Here is an 18,359-nt window from a genome sequence, read left to right on the forward strand (position 1 = left end):
TAATAAAGTGTTAACTAAAAAAACTAAAATTGGCATTATTGGTCTGGGCTATGTGGGATTACCGCTTGCGGTAGAATTTGGCAAAAAATCGCCAACTATTGGTTTTGATATCAACCAATCACGTATCGATGAACTCTCTGCTGGCCGTGATAGCACACTAGAATGTAGTGACAATGAATTAGCAGAAGCAAAATACCTTTCTTACACATCGTCCCTTCAAGAATTAAAACAGTGCAATGTTTACATTGTTACCGTTCCTACTCCGATTGATGAGCATAAACAGCCAGATTTGACGCCACTAATCAAAGCGTCTGAAGCTTTAGGTAGCGTTGTTAGCCAAGGTGATGTCATCATCTATGAATCAACCGTATACCCTGGGGCAACAGAAGAAGACTGTATTCCGGTTGTTGAGCGTGTTTCTGGTCTTAAATTTAACCAAGACTTTTTCGCTGGTTACTCACCCGAGCGAATCAACCCAGGTGATAAAGAGCACCGTGTAACCAACATCCTTAAAGTCACCAGTGGCTCGACACCTGAAGTCGCAGAATTTGTCGACCAACTATACAAATCAATCATCACTGCTGGCACACACAAAGCATCGACAATTAAAGTAGCAGAGGCAGCAAAAGTCATCGAAAACACCCAGCGCGATGTGAACATAGCCTTGATCAACGAGCTATCCATCATTTTCAACAAGCTTGATATCGATACTTTAGAAGTACTGGAAGCTGCTGGTACTAAATGGAACTTTCTACCATTCCGTCCAGGCTTGGTAGGTGGCCACTGTATTGGCGTTGACCCATACTACCTAACACATAAAGCACAAACGGTGGGCTACCACCCTGAAATGATCTTGGCGGGTCGTCGATTAAATGATGGCATGGGCCAATACGTTGTTTCTCAACTTGTGAAGAAAATGCTGAAAATGCGTATTCACGTAGAAGGCGCGAATGTGCTTGTTATGGGTCTAACGTTTAAAGAAAACTGCCCAGATCTGCGTAATACCAAAGTCGTCGACATCATTTCTGAGTTGAAAGAGTACAACATCAATGTCGATGTCATGGACCCTTGGTGTTCAAATGACGAAGCTCAGCATGAATATGGTTTAACACTTTGTGAAAAAGAAAAGCAAGGCCACTACGATGCGATCATCATGGCGGTATCTCACAACGAGTTTAAACAACTGGGTGTCGATAAAATTCGTACACTAGGCAAACCAGAACACGTGCTATACGACCTAAAATACGTCCTGGACAAAGAATGCGTAGATATGCGTCTTTAATCTAAGGTAAAGATAAAAGTTAAGGAGACAAATAGTTGGACTCCTTAACTTTGTCATGGTGGGAAACGAGTGTTTTAACACTGCGAGCTTAAAGATCGTCATTCTGAACAGCGAGGAACGAGCGTGATTCAGAATCTACCATCACAGTTCACCCAGCCCCACCGAATGTCACTAATTCCCCACCACGGAAAACACAATGACCAAATACGAACAAATCCAAGAAGAGTTACTTGAATCACCAAAAACGTGGTTGGTAACGGGGGTTGCGGGCTTTATTGGCTCAAATCTGCTCGAAAAACTACTTAAGCTGAATCAAACTGTAGTCGGCCTAGATAACTTCGCAACTGGGCACCAACACAACTTAGATGAAGTCCAAAGCTTAGTAACAGAAGCTCAGTGGGATCGTTTTGCCTTTATTGAAGGTGATATTCGCGAACCGAAAACGTGCCAACAAGCAGTAAAAGGCGTTGACTACGTATTACACGAAGCCGCACTAGGTTCTGTGCCTCGCTCTATCGCTGACCCACTAACAACAAATGCCGCGAATATCACCGGCTTTTTAAATATGCTTGATGCTGCAAAAGAAGAGGGGGTAAGCAGTTTTACCTATGCAGCGAGTAGCTCAACATACGGTGACCACCCAGCATTGCCAAAAATAGAAGAAAATATTGGTAATCCGCTTTCTCCTTATGCTGTCACCAAATACGTAAACGAGTTGTATGCAGGTGTATACGCACGCACTTATGGCTTTAAGACCATCGGTCTTCGTTACTTTAACGTATTTGGTCGAAGACAAGATCCAAACGGCGCTTACGCAGCGGTAATTCCTAAATGGACCGCTGCAATGATTAATGGTGCAGATGTCTACATTAATGGTGATGGTGAGACAAGCCGAGATTTTTGTTACATCGACAATGTTGTTCAAATGAACCTATTAGCAGCAACTGCTGATGAAGACCATAAAGACGAGATTTACAACGTAGCTGTTGGTGATAGAACTAGTCTCAATACTTTGTTCGATGCGTTGAAAGTTTCCCTTGCTGACTGTAGCGTTGTTTATGATCGTCAACCTATCTACCAGGATTTTCGTGTCGGTGATGTACGTCATTCTCAGGCGGATATTAGCAAAGCACAACAAAAATTGGGGTATACACCAAGCTACCGAATTTATGATGGCATAGGGCAGTCTATGCCTTGGTATGCTGCAACCTTAGGTTGAGAAAACGATGACAGTTTCAAATCAGTCGGCAGCTTCAGTTGAAGAAAGTCAGGTAACCCAGGTAGACAAATCTGAGGTTGGTAACCGTGCTCGAAAAGGAGTGAAATGGACCGCACTACAAATTATTGCTCGTAATGTTCTGAGTTTGGGTACAACGGCAGTGCTAGCAAGGTTGCTTAGTCCCGGAGATTTTGGGTTAGTTGGAATGGTTGCGACTTTAACAGCTTTGTTGCAAGTTTTTTCTGATATGGGGCTGAGCTGGGCAACTATACAAAGGAAGGAATTAAGTAATTTTCAGGTTAGCAATCTGTTTTGGATTAACACGTGTGTTGGCAGTGTTCTCTGGCTTATATGTGCTTTTGGAGCACAAAGTGTCGCTGATTTCTATAACCAATCTGAGTTGGTGGGAATAACCATTGCGCTGGGAGCTGGTTTCTTTCTTAGCGGACTGTCTGCACAACCGATCGCTCTACTGAATCGCAGCATGAACTATAAATCTGTTGCGCAAGTGGAAGTTTGTGCGATGTTAGCTGGCGCTACCTCGGCGTTGCTTGCGGCTATCTATGGCGTTGGTTATTGGGCCTTGGTAATACAAAGCTTAGTAAACCAAGGAACAAGGGCACTACTATCTATACCAATTAGTCGAATTCAATTATTCGCCCCAAAAAGAGGGATTGGAACTCAGGATTTGGTCAGTTTTGGTGGTCTTTTGGCAGTGAATGGCTTGTTGATTTATTTAGCCCGTAATTTAGACAGCGTCTTGGTAGGAAAATACTGGGGAATTGAAGAATTAGGTTATTACAATAGGGCCTACTTTTTAATGCTGTTACCAAGTATGTTGGCAACGGGAGTATTAACCAACCTAATGGTACCATCACTATCTGCTTTGCAAAACGATATCGAACGCTTTGGTAGTGCCTATCGGCGAGCTCTCCGAATGATCGCTTTTATTGGCTGTCCAATGGCGTTGGGGCTGGCGTTAACTGCAGATGAAATGGTCCAACTTGTCTATGGGGATAAATGGCAAGCAGTGGTACCTATGTTGATCTGGTTAAGTATTGCTAGTGTGACACAGCCTCTTTATAACACTACAGGTTGGCTTTTCACTGCTGCTGGGAAAGCGAAGGCATACCTTAGGTTGACTGTGACAAGCGGTTTGGTACTTGTAGTTACTTTTTTTATAGCGTTGCCGGGAGGGGCATTAGGGATTGCGAAAGGCTATGGTTTGGTAATGGGTGTGGTTATATTTTTTCCGGCAATGTGGTTGGCTCACAAAGTAGCTGGAATTTCTCTTTATCGATCGTTAAATTCTATTTTTCCTGTTTTTATATGCCTAGTTTGTATGGCTGTATCTGTCAAAAGTATGGATCATTTGATGACTTCGATAGAATTGACCTGGAGGCTAAAGCTTGCTTTGAAAATTGCCATTGGTGTCTTTAGTTATGCTCTACTGGCTTTAATCTTTATGCGTGAATTTATCAAGGAAGAATGTCTGCCTATGTTGAAGAAAAGAGGTAGTTAACCATGGTAGCTAGTAGTTCTACACGAGGTCGCCTTGGTTATCTGGATGGTCTGAGAGGAGTAGCTGTATTATGTGTTGTTCTCTATCACTATTTTTCGCGCTTCGAAAGTGATAACTTTTATGCCTTTCCTCCTTTAAATGACTTTATTTTTTTTAGGTTGGTTGATTTTGGCTATTATGGCGTACATCTTTTTTTTACAATTTCAGGGTTTGTTATTGCGTTAACGTTGTATAATTGTAATAGCATAAAAGAGTTTGTAATACGAAGATTCGCTAGGTTATGGCCTCCTATGCTACTTTGTTCAATATGTACCTTTGTTTATCTGAGTATTTTTGATGGAGTTTTCGAAACATCCATATGGAGATTTATTCCAACCCTGACATTTATAGAACCTTACTTTTTTAACAAGTTGATTCATGGTATAAAATTTGGCTGGATTGATGGGGCATATTGGTCTCTATTTGTTGAAGTTAGGTTCTATTTTTGGGCTGCAGTAATTTACTTTTTTACTAAAAAGTTTGAACAATCATTTCTTATTTTTTGTTTAATAGCTTATGTTTTAAGTTTAGTTCTTGTTGATAAACGTTCTCAGTTTATTATTCATATGATGTTTTTTACAGAACACTTATATTGGTTTGTATTGGGGATGGGGTTTTATTTCTACCATGTTGATAAAAGAAAATTGGCACGATTTTATATATTATCTAGTGCCCTTTTCTTTTTTATGACAAAAATAGGTGGATTTATAATGACGGATTTAATTGTTCTGATTTTGGTTACTAATACTTTCTTTGTGTTGAATAAGTTTACTTTTTGTCAAAAAATATTTTCACAGAACTGGTTAACATCTATTGGTGTTTGTTCATATAGCTTGTATTTACTTCATCAGAACATTGGTGTGGATTTAAACCTGAAGATTGCAAAATCATTAAACATGGAAGGCTACCTTTCTGCAGTAGTACCATTTTTGATGTTGATCATAATGATTGTGATCTCACACCTGATTTATATTTTCTATGAAAAGCCATTAAACAAGAAGATTGTTAAATTTAGTTCTTCTATCAAAAAATCAAGTCAAGTAAAATGTTGAATATTGTTTATATCTGTAATGAATATCCGCCATCAGCAACTGGTGGAATTGGTATCTTCACCCAAAAACTGGCCGAAAGTTTAGCGACAAAAGGTAATAAGATTACTGTCGTTGGCTTATATCAAGATTGTATTGAAGAAAAACATGAAAAAATTAATGGGGTAAAGGTAATTCGTCTTCCGGCAAAAGGCGGTCGTCTAGGGCTATTTAATGATAGGTATAACCTTTATAAAACGCTAAAACAACTGTCGATAAAGAAAAATATCGATATTATAGAGTGTCCGGATTTTGAAGCGACTTTAGCGTTTGTGCCTAAGGTTGCTAAACATATGCTTACTCGTTTACATGGTAGTCATACCTATTTTTCTGCAGAGCGCAATGTTGAGGCTTCGAACGTGGTTAAGTTTTGTGAAGCTAGGCAACTGAAGACATCTCACAAAGTTGTATCTGTCAGTCGATATACCGCTGAGGTAACGAGGGATTTGTTTTCACTGAAAGTTCTGCCAGATGTTATCTACAACTCCGTTGATGTAACTCGTTTTACCCAGCATATCAAGCAGGATTATAGCACCCGAAAAAAAGCTATCTACTTCGGTACACTTGTAGAAAAAAAAGGCATTTATCCATTGGCTTTCGCTTGGAAACAGTTTCAATCTAATAATCCGGATTGGACGCTTACCGTTATTGGTAAAGATGCGAAGGAAGGTGGTAAATCAAATAAAATTAGAATGCAGAAACTGTTGGGTGATGCGTCCGTTAGTGTGAATTTTATTGAACACATGCCAAATGAGGAGCTTGTGAGTTCTCTAAAAGAATATGACTTTTGTGTACTGCCGTCTTTTTCTGAAGCCTTTGCGCTTGCTCCGATGGAAGCTATGGCGGCTGGGTTACCAACTATAGTCTCATCGATGTCCAGTGGTCCAGAGTTAGTAAAGCATGGTATTGATGGTTGGCTTTGTGATCCACAAGATACTGCAACTGTATTAAACGCATTAAATTTAGCTGCTGCCAGTGAAGAAACCAGAGAAAAAGTGGGTCAGGCAGGGCAAAGAAAGATTAACGAATATTTTAGCTTTGATGATTTTGTCCAAAACAATATTAATTATTACAATAACCTTTAATCAAGAGAAAGTACTTTCGTGAACGAATGTCAATTAACGCCTGTATTAATTATTACCCCTTATTTCGCGCCACAGACCCATGCAGCCATGTTCCGGGTTCACAAATTGGTAAAATATCTTCCTGAGCATGGCTATAGGCCAATAGTACTGACGACAGATATTAATTACCTTTACAACGAGAATTCAGATCTGCTAAAAGAGTTGCCAGACTGTGTTGAAATCGTTCGTACTCGGTATATCGAGCCCAGTATGCGCGGATTGAGGATGGCACTAGGAGGACGTGATCGTACTTTTAAAAATACAAAAAGTACTTCGGCGCATAGATCAGAGCTCTCTATTGCTGGTATGTCAGAAAAAATAAATCCTATTAGGAAGGCGCTATCATCAATTTATTCAACGCTTACCCAATTTCTTTATAATATTCCAGATGCACACTGGACTTGGTCGTTAGCATCAAAAAAAACAGCAGAAGCATTAGTCAAAGAGTATGATATTAAGCTGATGTATACCACCGCAAATCCATACAGTCACTTGGGGATGGCAGCTCGTTTAAAAGAAAATTTTAACCTTAAGTGGTTGGCTGATTTTCGCGATCCTTGCGGTTATGGGAATAAACATGGTGTAAATAACTATTTAGGTTCTAAAATTCAAGATCGTTTGTTGAGTAAAACAATCGCTAAGGCTGATAAAGTTAGCGGTCTTGCGGAGACGTATAATTCAATTTATTCAGATCTTTATGGCCTTGATAATAATAAATTTGCATTTATACCAACTGGAGTTGATGATGCTTATCTTCCTGAGCCAAAAAAAAACATAGTTGAGTACTCTAACCATATTATTTTCGCAGGTGAAGTAATGAAGGAACAGAGCGATTATGTTTTTAATGTTATCCAAGAGCTCTATATCGATTGTAACGTTCAATTAACGTTTATCGGTAGGGAGGAAATTAATCGGCCTATAGTTGAAAAAATTACATCAAACATTAAAAATTGGTCAGTACCTGTTAACTTTATTGATCACTTACCACAAAACGAACTTTATATAATATTAAAATCGTCCAAAGCTTGTATTTTAGCTATGGGCAGTAATCGCCAATGGTGGAATAACTTTGCAAAGATGGTTGATTATATAGCACTTGGGGTGCCGGTGGTCGCTGATGTGCCATATTGCAGCGAAGCTAAAAAAGAATTATCTCGTGCAGGACTTGGTTTCTTCCTTGAACGTGAAAGTATAGAGCAAGATGCTAACCACTTGAGATTCTGGTTAGAAAATATTGAACACAATGCAATAGAAAATGATTATCGTAAACGCTATTTAGCCAGTTCACAGGTTGATGCCTTTGCAAGATTATTTGATGAGTTAAGTAGTAAGGATAATGCGTGAACGATAAAATCACCCTGTTAAGCTACGATTACCCGCCCAACGATGGAGGCATTGGTCGTTTGGCTGCGGCTTTCGCCGACGAGTTGTCTAAAAAAGGGCGACAAATCGAAGTTTGTACCTTGGATGGTAGCCATATTAAACAAGGCCTGACCAGACCAAAGCTCCCAACTGTTGAGTTACCAAGAAAAAAACTTTGGCGCGAGTTGGCGTTACTACACTATCTATTAAAACGACCTAGAAACACCCCAATTATTGCCACAGTTTGGAACCCCGAAGCAACTTTGGCCTGGCTCCTAGGGCGCCGTAATCTATATGTATTAGCTCATGGCAATGAAGTTATGCCCTATCCAGAGGGAGTAGGTTACCGGATTAAAGGTTGGTTGAGAACAAAAGTGATATCGTCTGCGCACAATGTAATTTGTAACAGCCGTTATACGGAACAACTTGTTCGGCTACAGGTTCCTGATGCGACAACTGTAGTTGTTAATCCAGGAGTGGATTACGAGCGTTTTCAGATTACTCTGACGCAGTCCGAGGCCCGACAACATATAGGACTACCAGAAGAAAAAAAAATTCTGCTAAGTGTTTCCCGAATTGATGAATATAAGGGACATGATGTAGTACTGAAAGCATTGGCTAATCTCCCTGCAGAGCAAAGAAAGAAACTACATTATGTGATTGCTGGTAAAGGTCGATATCTGGATATACTTAAACAAAGTGCTACTGAGCTAGGCTTGGACGATTGTATCTCCTGGTTAGGTTTTGTTGCTGATGAATCATTACCAATACTATATAAAGCGGCAGATCTCTTTGTGCTTTGTACTCGGGAAGATAAACGCCAACGAGGTGTAGAGGGGTTTGGTATGGTATTTCTGGAGGCTCAGTCTGCTGGATTGCCAGTTGTTGGCACCCGCGCGGGCGGTATCCCTGACGCAATTAAAACAGATCGTGGAGGCTGGGTAATTGAGCAAGATGATCATACCGCTTTAAAAGCTTATTTTGAGAGGCTTGTTACTACTCCTGAAGTTTTTGTTGACGAAGGTAAAAAAGGACAAGAACGAGCACAAAGTGAATGCACTTGGCAACACTATACAAACAAACTAATAGCAATATTGGAAAGCAAGTAATGACTAACTCAAATAGACCTCAGGGTGTATCGGTAATTATCCCAACGATCAATCGTGCAGAAGTGCTGCTGGATACTATCTCGGATATCTTAAAGCAAGAATTTGATGATTTTGAGATTATTGTGGTTGATCAGTCAGATGAAATTAATGACAAAGCACTGGCTTTAATGGCTAATGCAAATATCTTATGTCGTTACTTCAAAGGAAATTTCAAGGGGTTGCCTCAAGCTCGTAATTTTGGATTAAAGCAAGCCCAAAAGGATATTCTCTTATATATTGATGATGATATACGTTGTGAGAATACTTTAGTAAAGAACCATTACAAGGCTCATGTCGAAAGGGGGGCGGTTTTAATTGCAGGCGGGATTACCGAGAAAAAGGGAGACAATCTCACTTCTGCACCGCCAGGTTCATTTAATAAATGGACTGCAACAGCGATAAGAAATTATTCGTCAAAAAAATCGGGTTGGTGTTGTCATGCTCCTGGAGGAAATTTTTCTATCCAAAAATCTGCTTTGGTTGATATAGGGGGGGTCGATGAAATATTAGCAGTTGGTGCTGCACTATATGAAGAGTCTGAACTAGCTCTGAGACTTGAAAAGGCAGGCTATAAGGCGTGGTTTGAACCTTCTGCGCATTTGACTCATTTAGCCGCTCCTATGGGAGGTTGCCGGGTACTTAAAAATTGGCCTAAATATATGTATGGTTTAGGTCATAACCGAGCAATTTTGATTTTCCGTCACTTGAGACCTATCTATTGGCCAACAGCAATTCTTAGAGCACTGATGCTTGGTGTATCTTACAGTCGTTTGGATAAAAGTCTACTACCATTCTTTGCGGTAATTAGAGGATTGAATGCGGGTAGAAAAGCGGCGAAGATGGCACCGCTTAGTACAAACCTCAAGGGAGATGAAGTTCCTCTCCCTGTAAAAAGACTTCAGAGCACATTGGCTTGATATGTTCTTTAATTTCGTATTTTATTCTACAGCTTGCATTGTTTTTTTGGTGTTTTATACGAAAAAAGACAACAGTATGTCAGGGGCTGTTCTAATTCTTTATGCAGCATTGGCCGTAATCTGGCTCTGGGTTTTGCTGGCTTTTCGTGAGCCAGTTGGTGATCCGTGGCGTTATATGCGGGGGTTAGAATATATTGCTGAGCTTAGCTTTGATGGTTTGCTTGAGTATGAGGCACCGCTAGCGTTTAAGTTTCTGAACTGGTTGGTCGCTGTCATTAGTGTAAATTCCATCTTTTTCTTTTCAGTTATTTATGCCTTTTGTATTATCCCTCTGTATTTAGCTTTTCGCGAACGTTTTGATAAAGTCAACTCGGCTGTATTGATAATGCTTTATCTATTGTATCCTTTCTATCTCAATTATTTGGGGAGTGGTTTTAAGCAAGGTATCGGTTTTGGTTTTATGCTCTGGGGGTTCGTTTGTCTTATTGATAAAGAATGCCCAAAAATAATAAAGGGCATTACGCTTTTAATAGTAGCTACATTGTTTCATTCCTCCTTCTGGATTGCGGTGTTTGCCTATGTAGTCTGGAAGCTATGGCTAAAAAATAGGCCGTTGTCATGGCCGGTTGGTGCTCTGGCTTTTTGCGTTTTACTGGCAGCGAGTGGTTTGGTTGACAGTGTTGTAAATGGAATACTCCCTCAGAGTATTGTAGATAGTCTTGGTTTCAATGAGTATTTTGATGACACTTTTACTTCTGGCGACCATTTCCAGAGTTTGAATTATAAATCAGGCTTCAGGTTAGATTTTGCTCTTTTTACATTAGCGCCATTAGGTGTTTTGATCTATCTTAAAAAACGTTTTCATGATAATGAAAATTTGGATGTTATCAAAATATATTGCTTGTTGGCCTGTGCCTATTTCCTTCTTTGTTTTATTCCATTTTCTGATCGAATTGCTTCTTTTGCTTGGTTTATGATGCCCTATATGCTGTATTTTAATGGACAATCGAAATGCTTGAATAAAGTGCAACAGTATTTTGTAGTTATCTGTATTTCAAGCTATCCCCTGCTGATGCTGACCTACTCAAAGGCCTTATTTTAATGATTACTATTCTTACACCTACTTATAACCGGGAAAAAACACTACCAAGGTTATTTCAGTCACTCATGGAACAATCTAGTTATGATTTTGAGTGGCTAGTGATTGATGATGGCTCCAGTGATCATACTGAGCAATTGGTAGAAGGTTATTGTATCGAAGCTCCTTTTATTGTGCGTTATATGAAAAAGAAGAACGGTGGAAAGCACACAGCCTTGAATTTGGGTTTTAACGTCGCAGAAAGAGAGTGGATATTTGTCGTTGATAGTGATGATTGGTTACAAAATGATTGCATAGAGGAAGTTAATAATCATGTAAAAGTAATGCCTGAAAGTTTTCATTCACTATCCATGTTGAGAAAAAATGAAAAAGGAAATGTTATTGGTGATTGCTTTACGGATGGACTTAGTACTTATTTGGATAGGCTTTATGCCAATATTAAAGGTGATAAAGGAGATGTTTTTCGCAAGTCAGCTTTAACAGGGTTCTCTTTTCCTGAATATCCGGGTGAAAATTTTATGGCCGAATCACCACTTTTTCTTTGGCTAGGAAAATTCGGAAATACTAAATTTATCAATTATCCAGGTTATATTTGTGAATATCAGCCTGGTGGACTCAGCGATATGAGTGTGCGGAACCGACTTCGGTGTATTAACTCAACTCTTTATGTTTATGAAAAGCAGTATGAGTTATTAGATCGTATTCTCTTAAGGAGTAGAGCTGCGATCAATTGGTGGCGATTTAGGTTGAAGAATCCTATGATAAAAACATCATATAGACCTCCGATTATTTACCTCCCTTTTGGATTATTACTTTGTCTAAATGATAGATTTAAAACAGGGATAGTTAAAAAGTGAAGATATTATATGTTATCTCTGGCCTTGGTGTAGGTGGTGCAGAGAAAGTTGTTACTAGTTTGGCTGATTCTTTTGCTGCTAATGGACATGAGGTAGTCATCGTTTATTTAACTGGAGAAGCATTAATTAAGCCATCGAATGAAACTATTCAGTTAGTCGGACTTAATGTGCAATCAGCTTGGGATATGATAAAAGCTTACTATCAGCTTCGTATGTTGGTTACAACTTTTTGCCCAGATGTGGTCCATAGCCATATGGTGCATTCTAATATTCTTTGCCGTCTGCTACGTTTAACTACCCCAATACCTAAAGTTATAAGTACTGTTCATAACGTAAATGAGGGAAGCCAATTAAGAATGTTGGCCTATCGGTTTACCGATTTTCTAACAGATATATCAACCAATGTTAGTGGAGAAGCCGTTGAGGCTTTCGTCGAAAAAAAGGCAGTAAAATCAGGACGAATGCTTGCTTTGCATAATGGTATATCTACATCGAATTTTGTATTTTCTAAACGTGCTCGCTGTGAGATTCGAAGTGAACTTGGGATTAGTGAAGAACAAGAATTGATATTAGCGGTGGGTAGTTTGAGTGAACAAAAAGATTACCCTAATCTTTTTGCAGCAGTGAAGAACTTAGTAGAAAAAAAAGACAATTTTCAGGTTGTAATTGCTGGTTATGGTTCATTGCAAGCTGAACTTGAGAATCAACTCTGTTTGTTAGGTATTGAAGATAAGGTACGTTTTTTGGGTATCAGACAGGATATTTCTAGATTGATGTCGGCAGCTGATATTTTCGTATTGTCTTCTGCTTGGGAGGGATTTGGCTTGGTGGTGGCTGAAGCTATGGCATGTGAACGGATAGTTGTAGCAACAGACTGTGGTGGAGTCAAGGAAGTGGTTGAAGATGCAGGCTTTTTGGTTCCTCCTGGAAATTCTGAGCTACTCGCAGATGCTTTGGGAAATGCACTTTTACTTAATGAAGACGAACGCCATTTTATGGGGGTAAAAGCACGAGAAAGAATTGTTAGCTCCTTTTCTTTAGATGCATCTATGCATAAATGGCTACAACTTTATTCATCCCGCACAGAGACTTTTGATTAGTCTTTAAACGTTGAGTGTTATTTGGCTTAATAATTACAAACCATATAGTGTGGTAAAATCTGACTAGTATCTTTTTAAAGGTATTTATTGCTTTCTTTTGACATTAGTATCAAGCAGGGCTTTTTATGAGCGACAGTAAATGTGTTCTTTTGACATCGAATACATCATGGTATCTCTATAACTTCCGAAAAAATACAATTATAGCCCTTATCCAAAAAGGGGTTAGAGTAGTGTGTGCAGCTCCCAAAGATTCGTATTCGGAGAAGCTTGAGGATTTAGGTGCTTCTTTTATAGCAATTCCAATGATTGGGAAAAGTACTAATCCTATTTATGAAATACAGTCTTTATTTTATATTTTTAGAATATTGCTTAGGTTAAAGCCATTCTTTGTATATAATTTTACAATTAAGATGAATTTGTATTTTGGGTTACTTTGTCGATTCTTATCGATCCCTTATGCGAATAACGTTTCTGGGCTAGGAACCGTTTTTTTACATGATAAATTGATTTTTAAGTTAGTTAAAAAACTATATGGTTTTGTAAATAATGGTGGGAAAACCGTTTTTTTTCAAAATCAAGAAGATCATAATTTATTTGTTAGTGATGGTTTGGCTATTGCCGATAAATCAACGATATTGCCTGGTTCAGGCGTAGATGTGGAGCACTTTAACTTTCATCATCTCCCTGAAAAAGGGCCTTTCACCTTTACGATGGTTGCAAGACTCATTGCAGATAAAGGCATTCGCGAATACGTTGCAGCAGCCCGCAAAGTTAAACAACTTTACCCTGATGTGCATTTTATCTTGGTTGGCCCTTCAGGTGTTAGCAACAAAACAGCAATTACTGATAGTGAAATTGAACAGTGGCAACGTGAGCAAGTAGTTGAGTGGGTTGGAGAGCAAGCAGATATTAAGCCTTGGCTTGTGAATAGTTGTGTTTTTGTACTCCCATCTTACCGGGAGGGGATGCCAAAAACAGTTTTAGAAGCGGCAGCAATCGGACGCCCTGCTATCGTGACAGATGTACCTGGATGCCGCCAGTCTATTGTAAACGGTAGAACAGGTTGGCTTTGTCAGGTGAAAAGTGCTGATAGCTTGGCTGAAACAATGATGCTAGTTTTGGCTACTTCTCGTGAAGAGTTGGCGTTTAAGTGTATGGAAGCGAGAAAAAGAGTCGAACACGAGTTCACAGAAAAAATTGTTATTGATCATTACTTAGCTTGCTTGGATATTTGATGTGTTATTTGCAATAAAAGGTGGGTTTATTAACACCGAGCAAGAGCGTCGATGGATACTATGGCTATGCAGTACCAGATACTAAACAAATCAATTTTTAACGATTAGATACTTTATTATGACTACAATTCTTCCTGTTATTATGGCTGGCGGCTCTGGTAGCCGACTTTGGCCTATGTCGCGCACTCACTTTCCGAAGCAGTTTCTTTCTCTTTCCGGAGACACAACGATGCTGCAGGACACCATCACTCGTCTAAGTAATATTGAGTATTTGCCACCTTCCCTGATTTGTAATGAAGAACATCGCTTTTTAGTTGCAGAACAGTTGAGGCAGGCAAAAATTTCTCATAGTGGAATCATATTAGAGCCAGTTGGGCGTAATACCGCACCTGCAATTGCTTTAGCTGCCCTGAAATCTCGGATGGATGGGAACGACCCACTGCTACTGGTTTTGGCTGCTGATCATCTGATTAAAAATGTTGAGGCATTTACCAGTTCTGTGGAATCTGCTCAATTCTACGCTGAAAGTGGGAAGTTAGTTACTTTCGGTATTGTTCCTACTGGACCTGAAACAGGTTATGGCTATATTCGACGTGGTGATGCCATGGATGAAAATATTGCTGGCGCTTTTGTCGTGGATTCCTTCGTCGAAAAGCCGGATCTAATTACAGCCGAGGAATATCTGGCATCACAAAAATATTACTGGAATAGTGGCATGTTCTTATTTAAGGCATCCCGGTATTTAGACGAACTAGAAAAGTATCAACCGGAGATTTTGTCGGCCTGTAAAGCTGCTATTGAGGATGCTAAAGAAGATCTTGAGTTTATCCGTATTGAGGAACAAGCCTTCTTAAGGTGTCCGGACGACTCTATTGATTATGCTGTAATGGAAAAAACTGATGATGCAGTCGTAGTGCCAATGGATGCCGGATGGAGTGACGTAGGTGCCTGGTCTTCCTTGTGGGAAGTGAGTGATAAAGATAAACAAGGTAATGTCATCCGTGGTGATGTAATCGCAGATGATACGCATAATTGCTATGTGACCGCACCAGAGCGCCTAGTGGCAACAGTTGGTGTAGACGATCTGGTTATCGTAGATACTAAAGATGCACTATTGGTGGCACATCGTGACAAAGTGCAAGACGTTAAGAACATTGTTAATAATCTTAAGCAGCAGGATAGACCCGAATTCTTAAACCATCGTGAAGTTTACCGCCCGTGGGGTAAGCATGATCATATTGCTGAAGGCTCTCGTTATCACGTTAAAAAAGTATCTGTTAAGCCTGGTGAGAAAACTGCAATGCAGGTGCACTACCATCGTTCTGAGCACTGGATTGTGGTATCAGGCACTGCAAGAATCTATAAAGGTAATGAAGCCCATATTGTTAGCGAAAATGAATCTATTTATATCCCTGTCGGTGTTAAACACTGTTTCGAAAATCCGGGGAAAATACCACTAGAAGTTATTGAGGTCAGGACTGGTGGATATTTAGGGGAAGACGATATAGTACGTATAGACTCCACTGGCGAAGGATACTAAGGTTTCAAATTAAAAAGGCTTTATTTAAAATGTTAAACGCTACTAAAGAAATACAACATTCAGGTATTCAATTTGGCACCAGTGGTGCTCGTGGGTTGGTAATCCAGTTTAGTTCAAATGCATGTGCTGCATTTACTCATGCATTTATCAGTAGCATTACAGACAAATTTGAGTTTAAAAGAGTAGCTATTGCTATAGATAATCGACCAAGTAGTCCTGTAATGGCTCAGGCTTGTATTCAGGCTATTCACGACTCCGACTTGGAAGCGGTTTATTATGGTGTTATACCAACACCAGCTCTGGCTTACTCTGCAATGCAGGACAACATCCCTTGTATTATGGTAACGGGCAGCCATATTCCTTTTGATCGTAACGGCCTTAAATTCTATCGGCCAGACGGTGAAATCACCAAAGCCGATGAGCAGGCAATATTAAGTGCCAGTGTTGAATTTGCACCGGTTGCTGTGTTGCCTGAGCTTGCAGTCAATCCTAAGGCTGCTCAGCAGTATGTAGAGCGTTATACTAGTTTGTTTGAGAGTAATTTGTTAACGGGTAAACGTATTGGTATATATGAACACTCCAGTGCTGGGCGTTATATTTATGGTCAACTCTTTTCTGCACTTGGCGCAGAGGTTATCTCCCTTGAACGTAGTGATGAGTTTGTCCCGATTGATACGGAAGCCGTGTCAGAAGACGATAAAGCCAAAGCTAGAAAATGGTCGAAACAGTATCAGCTTGACGCTATATTCTCTACTGATGGAGATGGTGATCGCCCGTTAGTAGCCGATGAAAATGGAGAGTGGTTGCGGGGTGATATTCTCGGTGTATTGTGTGCTCAGGCAATGCAAATGCAAGCGCTTGCTGTCCCTGTCAGTTGTAATACTGTTATCGAAACCATTCCACAGTTTACAAAAGTTTCCCGTACCAAAATTGGTTCACCCTACGTTATTGCTGAATTTGCTGAGCTGGCTAAACAGTATCAGGCAATTTCAGGCTTTGAGGCCAATGGCGGATATTTGCTGGGCTCAGATGTCGAAATTAATGGCAAAATGCTTAAAGCTCTGCCAACCCGTGACGCAGTATTGCCTTTTATCATGTTGCTTTCTGCGGCTAAGAATTCGGGTATTACTGCCTTGGTGGATGCGTTACCAGCCCGCTACACCCACAGTGACAGAATTCAGAACTTTGCTACCGAAAAAAGCTTATCAATCATGGGTATGGGTAAGTCCAATCCTGAAAATCTGATTGCTCAAGTTGGCTTTGATGATGCCAACGTTGAAAGTGTCGATGTTACCGACGGATTAAGGCTGGCTTTATCTAATCAAACGATTTTCCATTTGCGTCCTTCCGGAAATGCGCCAGAGCTACGTTGTTATGCTGAAGCGAGCTCCTTTGAGCAAGCTCAGCAAATCGTTAGGCAGGTGCTTGATAAAGTGCAGAAACTGTAAACATTCAATAACTTAAAGATTAATTTAGTGTTTGTAAATTAAGCTTTTTTGTTTATATGGTTATGAAAAAGAATTTATTTAAACTAGATAATACGATTCAGAATTATGCATGGGGTAGTAAAACTGCTATTCAGGAATTATTTGGAATCGAGAACATTAATCTGGAACCTCAAGCTGAATTATGGATGGGTGCACATCCGAACGGGTGTTCTAAAGTAGAGCTAGATGGAGAAATGCATCTACTTTCAACGCTTATAGAATCGGATAAATCTGGTTTTTTATCAGAGATTACCGCTGAACAGTTTGGTGAATTACCATACCTGTTTAAAGTCCTTGCTGCTGATAATGCGTTGTCTATTCAGGTTCATCCAAGTAAAGAAGAAGCTGAGTTGGGGTTTGCAAAGGAAAACGGTTTGGGTATTGACTGTAAGCACCCACAAAGAAATTATCGTGATGCTAACCATAAGCCCGAATTAGTCTTTGCTCTAACACCTTATCAAGCGATGAATGGCTTTAGAAGCTTTAATGAAATTGTTTCACTGTTCTCTCGCATTACGGAGCATATATCTATTCCGAAAGTTCAGGCGTTAGTTGAACAGTTTGAAAAAGATTTAACATCAAACGGGTTAGAGGTGTTTTTTGTCGGAATATTATCTCTGAGTGGTAGTGATAAGCTACAAGCTGTCGATGGCCTGTTGACGTTCGCTTATGAGTGCTTCGAAAACGGTTCGGACGGTGATGAATTCGCGTTGATACTTGAACTGGCGAAAACTTATCCCGGAGATGTCGGATTGTTCGCTCCATTGATTCTGAATGTCCTCACTCTGCAACCTGGTGAGACGATGTATCTTGATGCCAGAACACCACACGCTTATTTGAAAGGTACGGGGTTAGAAGTGATGGCGAATTCTGACAATGTATTACGAGCAGGTCTTACATCTAAACATATTGACGTTGAAGAGTTAGCAAGTTGTACGTTGTTTGAAGAAAAACCTAAAGACATGTTACTTGTACAACCAAGCCTGCAAGGCAATAAGCAAAGTTACGAAATCCCTGTTCCTGATTTTGAGTTTGACTGCTTTCTTAAAGCAGAAAATGAGGTGGTTAAGGTTCACAGCGCTGAAATAGTTTTTGCTATTGATAGTGATGTAGAAGTTTATCATCCGTCAGGTGAGTTTATTCTATTGAAAAAGGGTGAGTCGGTATTTATCCCGGCTTATGCTAAAGAATTCACTCTTTGCTCTGAAGGACGTATTGCTCGAGTGTACAATTAGACCTGAACTGAATCTGTTCCAACTTCCTTTATTAGGCAATGCTTACACAAATGGTGACGACTGCATTTGTTAGCAGTCGGCACCATCATAAAACAACATCAGCTT

The 18,359-nt window shown here is 39.9% G+C and carries 15 protein-coding genes; all 15 read left to right on the forward strand.

The annotated features are described in order from the left end of the window. Positions 1-7 precede the first annotated feature (7 nt). Positions 8-1,282, forward strand: a complete 1,275-nt coding sequence (tviB, locus tag VEJY3_RS01135; protein ID WP_041170293.1) for a Vi polysaccharide biosynthesis UDP-N-acetylglucosamine C-6 dehydrogenase TviB — start codon at positions 8-10, stop codon at positions 1,280-1,282. Between the two features lie 196 nt (positions 1,283-1,478). Next, positions 1,479-2,501 carry an NAD-dependent epimerase/dehydratase family protein gene (locus VEJY3_RS01140; RefSeq protein WP_014230628.1) on the forward strand — a complete coding sequence of 341 codons (1,023 nt, stop codon included), beginning with the start codon at positions 1,479-1,481 and terminating at the stop codon, positions 2,499-2,501. A gap of 7 nt (positions 2,502-2,508) precedes the next feature. Then, a complete protein-coding gene (locus VEJY3_RS01145) occupies positions 2,509-4,023 on the forward strand; it encodes a lipopolysaccharide biosynthesis protein (protein ID WP_014230629.1) in 1,515 nt (504 codons plus the stop codon). Between the two features lie 2 nt (positions 4,024-4,025). Further along, positions 4,026-5,114 (forward strand): acyltransferase, encoded by a 1,089-nt coding sequence (locus VEJY3_RS01150; protein ID WP_014230630.1) that lies wholly within the window; start codon positions 4,026-4,028, stop codon positions 5,112-5,114. Further along, entirely contained in the window at positions 5,108-6,235 is a 1,128-nt protein-coding gene (locus VEJY3_RS01155) for a glycosyltransferase family 4 protein (RefSeq protein WP_014230631.1), read from the forward strand. Before VEJY3_RS01150 ends, VEJY3_RS01155 begins: the two co-directional genes overlap by 7 nt. A gap of 18 nt (positions 6,236-6,253) precedes the next feature. Further along, the gene (locus tag VEJY3_RS01160; RefSeq protein WP_014230632.1) at positions 6,254-7,618 is read left to right on the forward strand and encodes a group 1 glycosyl transferase; all 1,365 of its coding nucleotides are present in this window, start codon (positions 6,254-6,256) and stop codon (positions 7,616-7,618) included. After that, positions 7,615-8,745 (forward strand): glycosyltransferase family 4 protein, encoded by a 1,131-nt coding sequence (locus tag VEJY3_RS01165; RefSeq protein ID WP_014230633.1) that lies wholly within the window; start codon positions 7,615-7,617, stop codon positions 8,743-8,745. Before VEJY3_RS01160 ends, VEJY3_RS01165 begins: the two co-directional genes overlap by 4 nt. After that, a complete protein-coding gene (locus VEJY3_RS01170; protein WP_014230634.1) occupies positions 8,745-9,701 on the forward strand; it encodes a glycosyltransferase family 2 protein in 957 nt (318 codons plus the stop codon). The genes VEJY3_RS01165 and VEJY3_RS01170 overlap by 1 nt, the downstream gene beginning before the upstream one ends. Positions 9,702-9,777: 76 nt before the next feature. Beyond that, on the forward strand, positions 9,778-10,803 hold the full coding sequence (locus tag VEJY3_RS01175; RefSeq protein WP_014230635.1) for an EpsG family protein: 1,026 nt from the start codon (positions 9,778-9,780) through the stop codon (positions 10,801-10,803). Next, positions 10,803-11,657, forward strand: coding sequence for a glycosyltransferase family 2 protein (locus tag VEJY3_RS01180; RefSeq protein ID WP_014230636.1), 855 nt, complete (start codon positions 10,803-10,805; stop codon positions 11,655-11,657). Before VEJY3_RS01175 ends, VEJY3_RS01180 begins: the two co-directional genes overlap by 1 nt. Next, a complete protein-coding gene (locus VEJY3_RS01185; RefSeq protein ID WP_014230637.1) occupies positions 11,654-12,757 on the forward strand; it encodes a glycosyltransferase in 1,104 nt (367 codons plus the stop codon). The genes VEJY3_RS01180 and VEJY3_RS01185 overlap by 4 nt, the downstream gene beginning before the upstream one ends. Positions 12,758-12,882: 125 nt before the next feature. Then, entirely contained in the window at positions 12,883-13,992 is a 1,110-nt protein-coding gene (locus VEJY3_RS01190; protein ID WP_041170191.1) for a glycosyltransferase family 4 protein, read from the forward strand. 118 nt (positions 13,993-14,110) lie between these two features. Continuing rightward, positions 14,111-15,532, forward strand: coding sequence for a mannose-1-phosphate guanylyltransferase/mannose-6-phosphate isomerase (locus VEJY3_RS01195; protein WP_041170192.1), 1,422 nt, complete (start codon positions 14,111-14,113; stop codon positions 15,530-15,532). 29 nt (positions 15,533-15,561) lie between these two features. Further along, entirely contained in the window at positions 15,562-16,980 is a 1,419-nt protein-coding gene (locus VEJY3_RS01200; protein ID WP_014230640.1) for a phosphomannomutase, read from the forward strand. 56 nt (positions 16,981-17,036) lie between these two features. Next, a complete protein-coding gene (manA, locus tag VEJY3_RS01205; RefSeq protein ID WP_014230641.1) occupies positions 17,037-18,254 on the forward strand; it encodes a mannose-6-phosphate isomerase, class I in 1,218 nt (405 codons plus the stop codon). Positions 18,255-18,359: the final 105 nt, after the last annotated feature.

This window comes from Vibrio sp. EJY3 (assembly GCF_000241385.1).
Classification (GTDB): domain Bacteria; phylum Pseudomonadota; class Gammaproteobacteria; order Enterobacterales; family Vibrionaceae; genus Vibrio; species Vibrio natriegens.

What these genes read in the sequence shown, in the direction of transcription:
- VEJY3_RS01140 (WP_014230628.1), top strand. Translation starts at nt 1,479, where the DNA reads ATGACCAAATACGAACAAATCCAAGAAGAGTTACTTGAATCACCAAAA.
- VEJY3_RS01145 (WP_014230629.1), top strand. Translation starts at nt 2,509, where the DNA reads ATGACAGTTTCAAATCAGTCGGCAGCTTCAGTTGAAGAAAGTCAGGTA.
- VEJY3_RS01150 (WP_014230630.1), top strand. Translation starts at nt 4,026, where the DNA reads ATGGTAGCTAGTAGTTCTACACGAGGTCGCCTTGGTTATCTGGATGGT.
- VEJY3_RS01155 (WP_014230631.1), top strand. Translation starts at nt 5,108, where the DNA reads ATGTTGAATATTGTTTATATCTGTAATGAATATCCGCCATCAGCAACT.
- VEJY3_RS01170 (WP_014230634.1), top strand. Translation starts at nt 8,745, where the DNA reads ATGACTAACTCAAATAGACCTCAGGGTGTATCGGTAATTATCCCAACG.
- VEJY3_RS01175 (WP_014230635.1), top strand. Translation starts at nt 9,778, where the DNA reads ATGTCAGGGGCTGTTCTAATTCTTTATGCAGCATTGGCCGTAATCTGG.
- VEJY3_RS01180 (WP_014230636.1), top strand. Translation starts at nt 10,803, where the DNA reads ATGATTACTATTCTTACACCTACTTATAACCGGGAAAAAACACTACCA.
- VEJY3_RS01190 (WP_041170191.1), top strand. Translation starts at nt 12,883, where the DNA reads ATGAGCGACAGTAAATGTGTTCTTTTGACATCGAATACATCATGGTAT.
- VEJY3_RS01195 (WP_041170192.1), top strand. Translation starts at nt 14,111, where the DNA reads ATGACTACAATTCTTCCTGTTATTATGGCTGGCGGCTCTGGTAGCCGA.
- VEJY3_RS01200 (WP_014230640.1), top strand. Translation starts at nt 15,562, where the DNA reads ATGTTAAACGCTACTAAAGAAATACAACATTCAGGTATTCAATTTGGC.
- manA (WP_014230641.1), top strand. Translation starts at nt 17,037, where the DNA reads ATGGTTATGAAAAAGAATTTATTTAAACTAGATAATACGATTCAGAAT.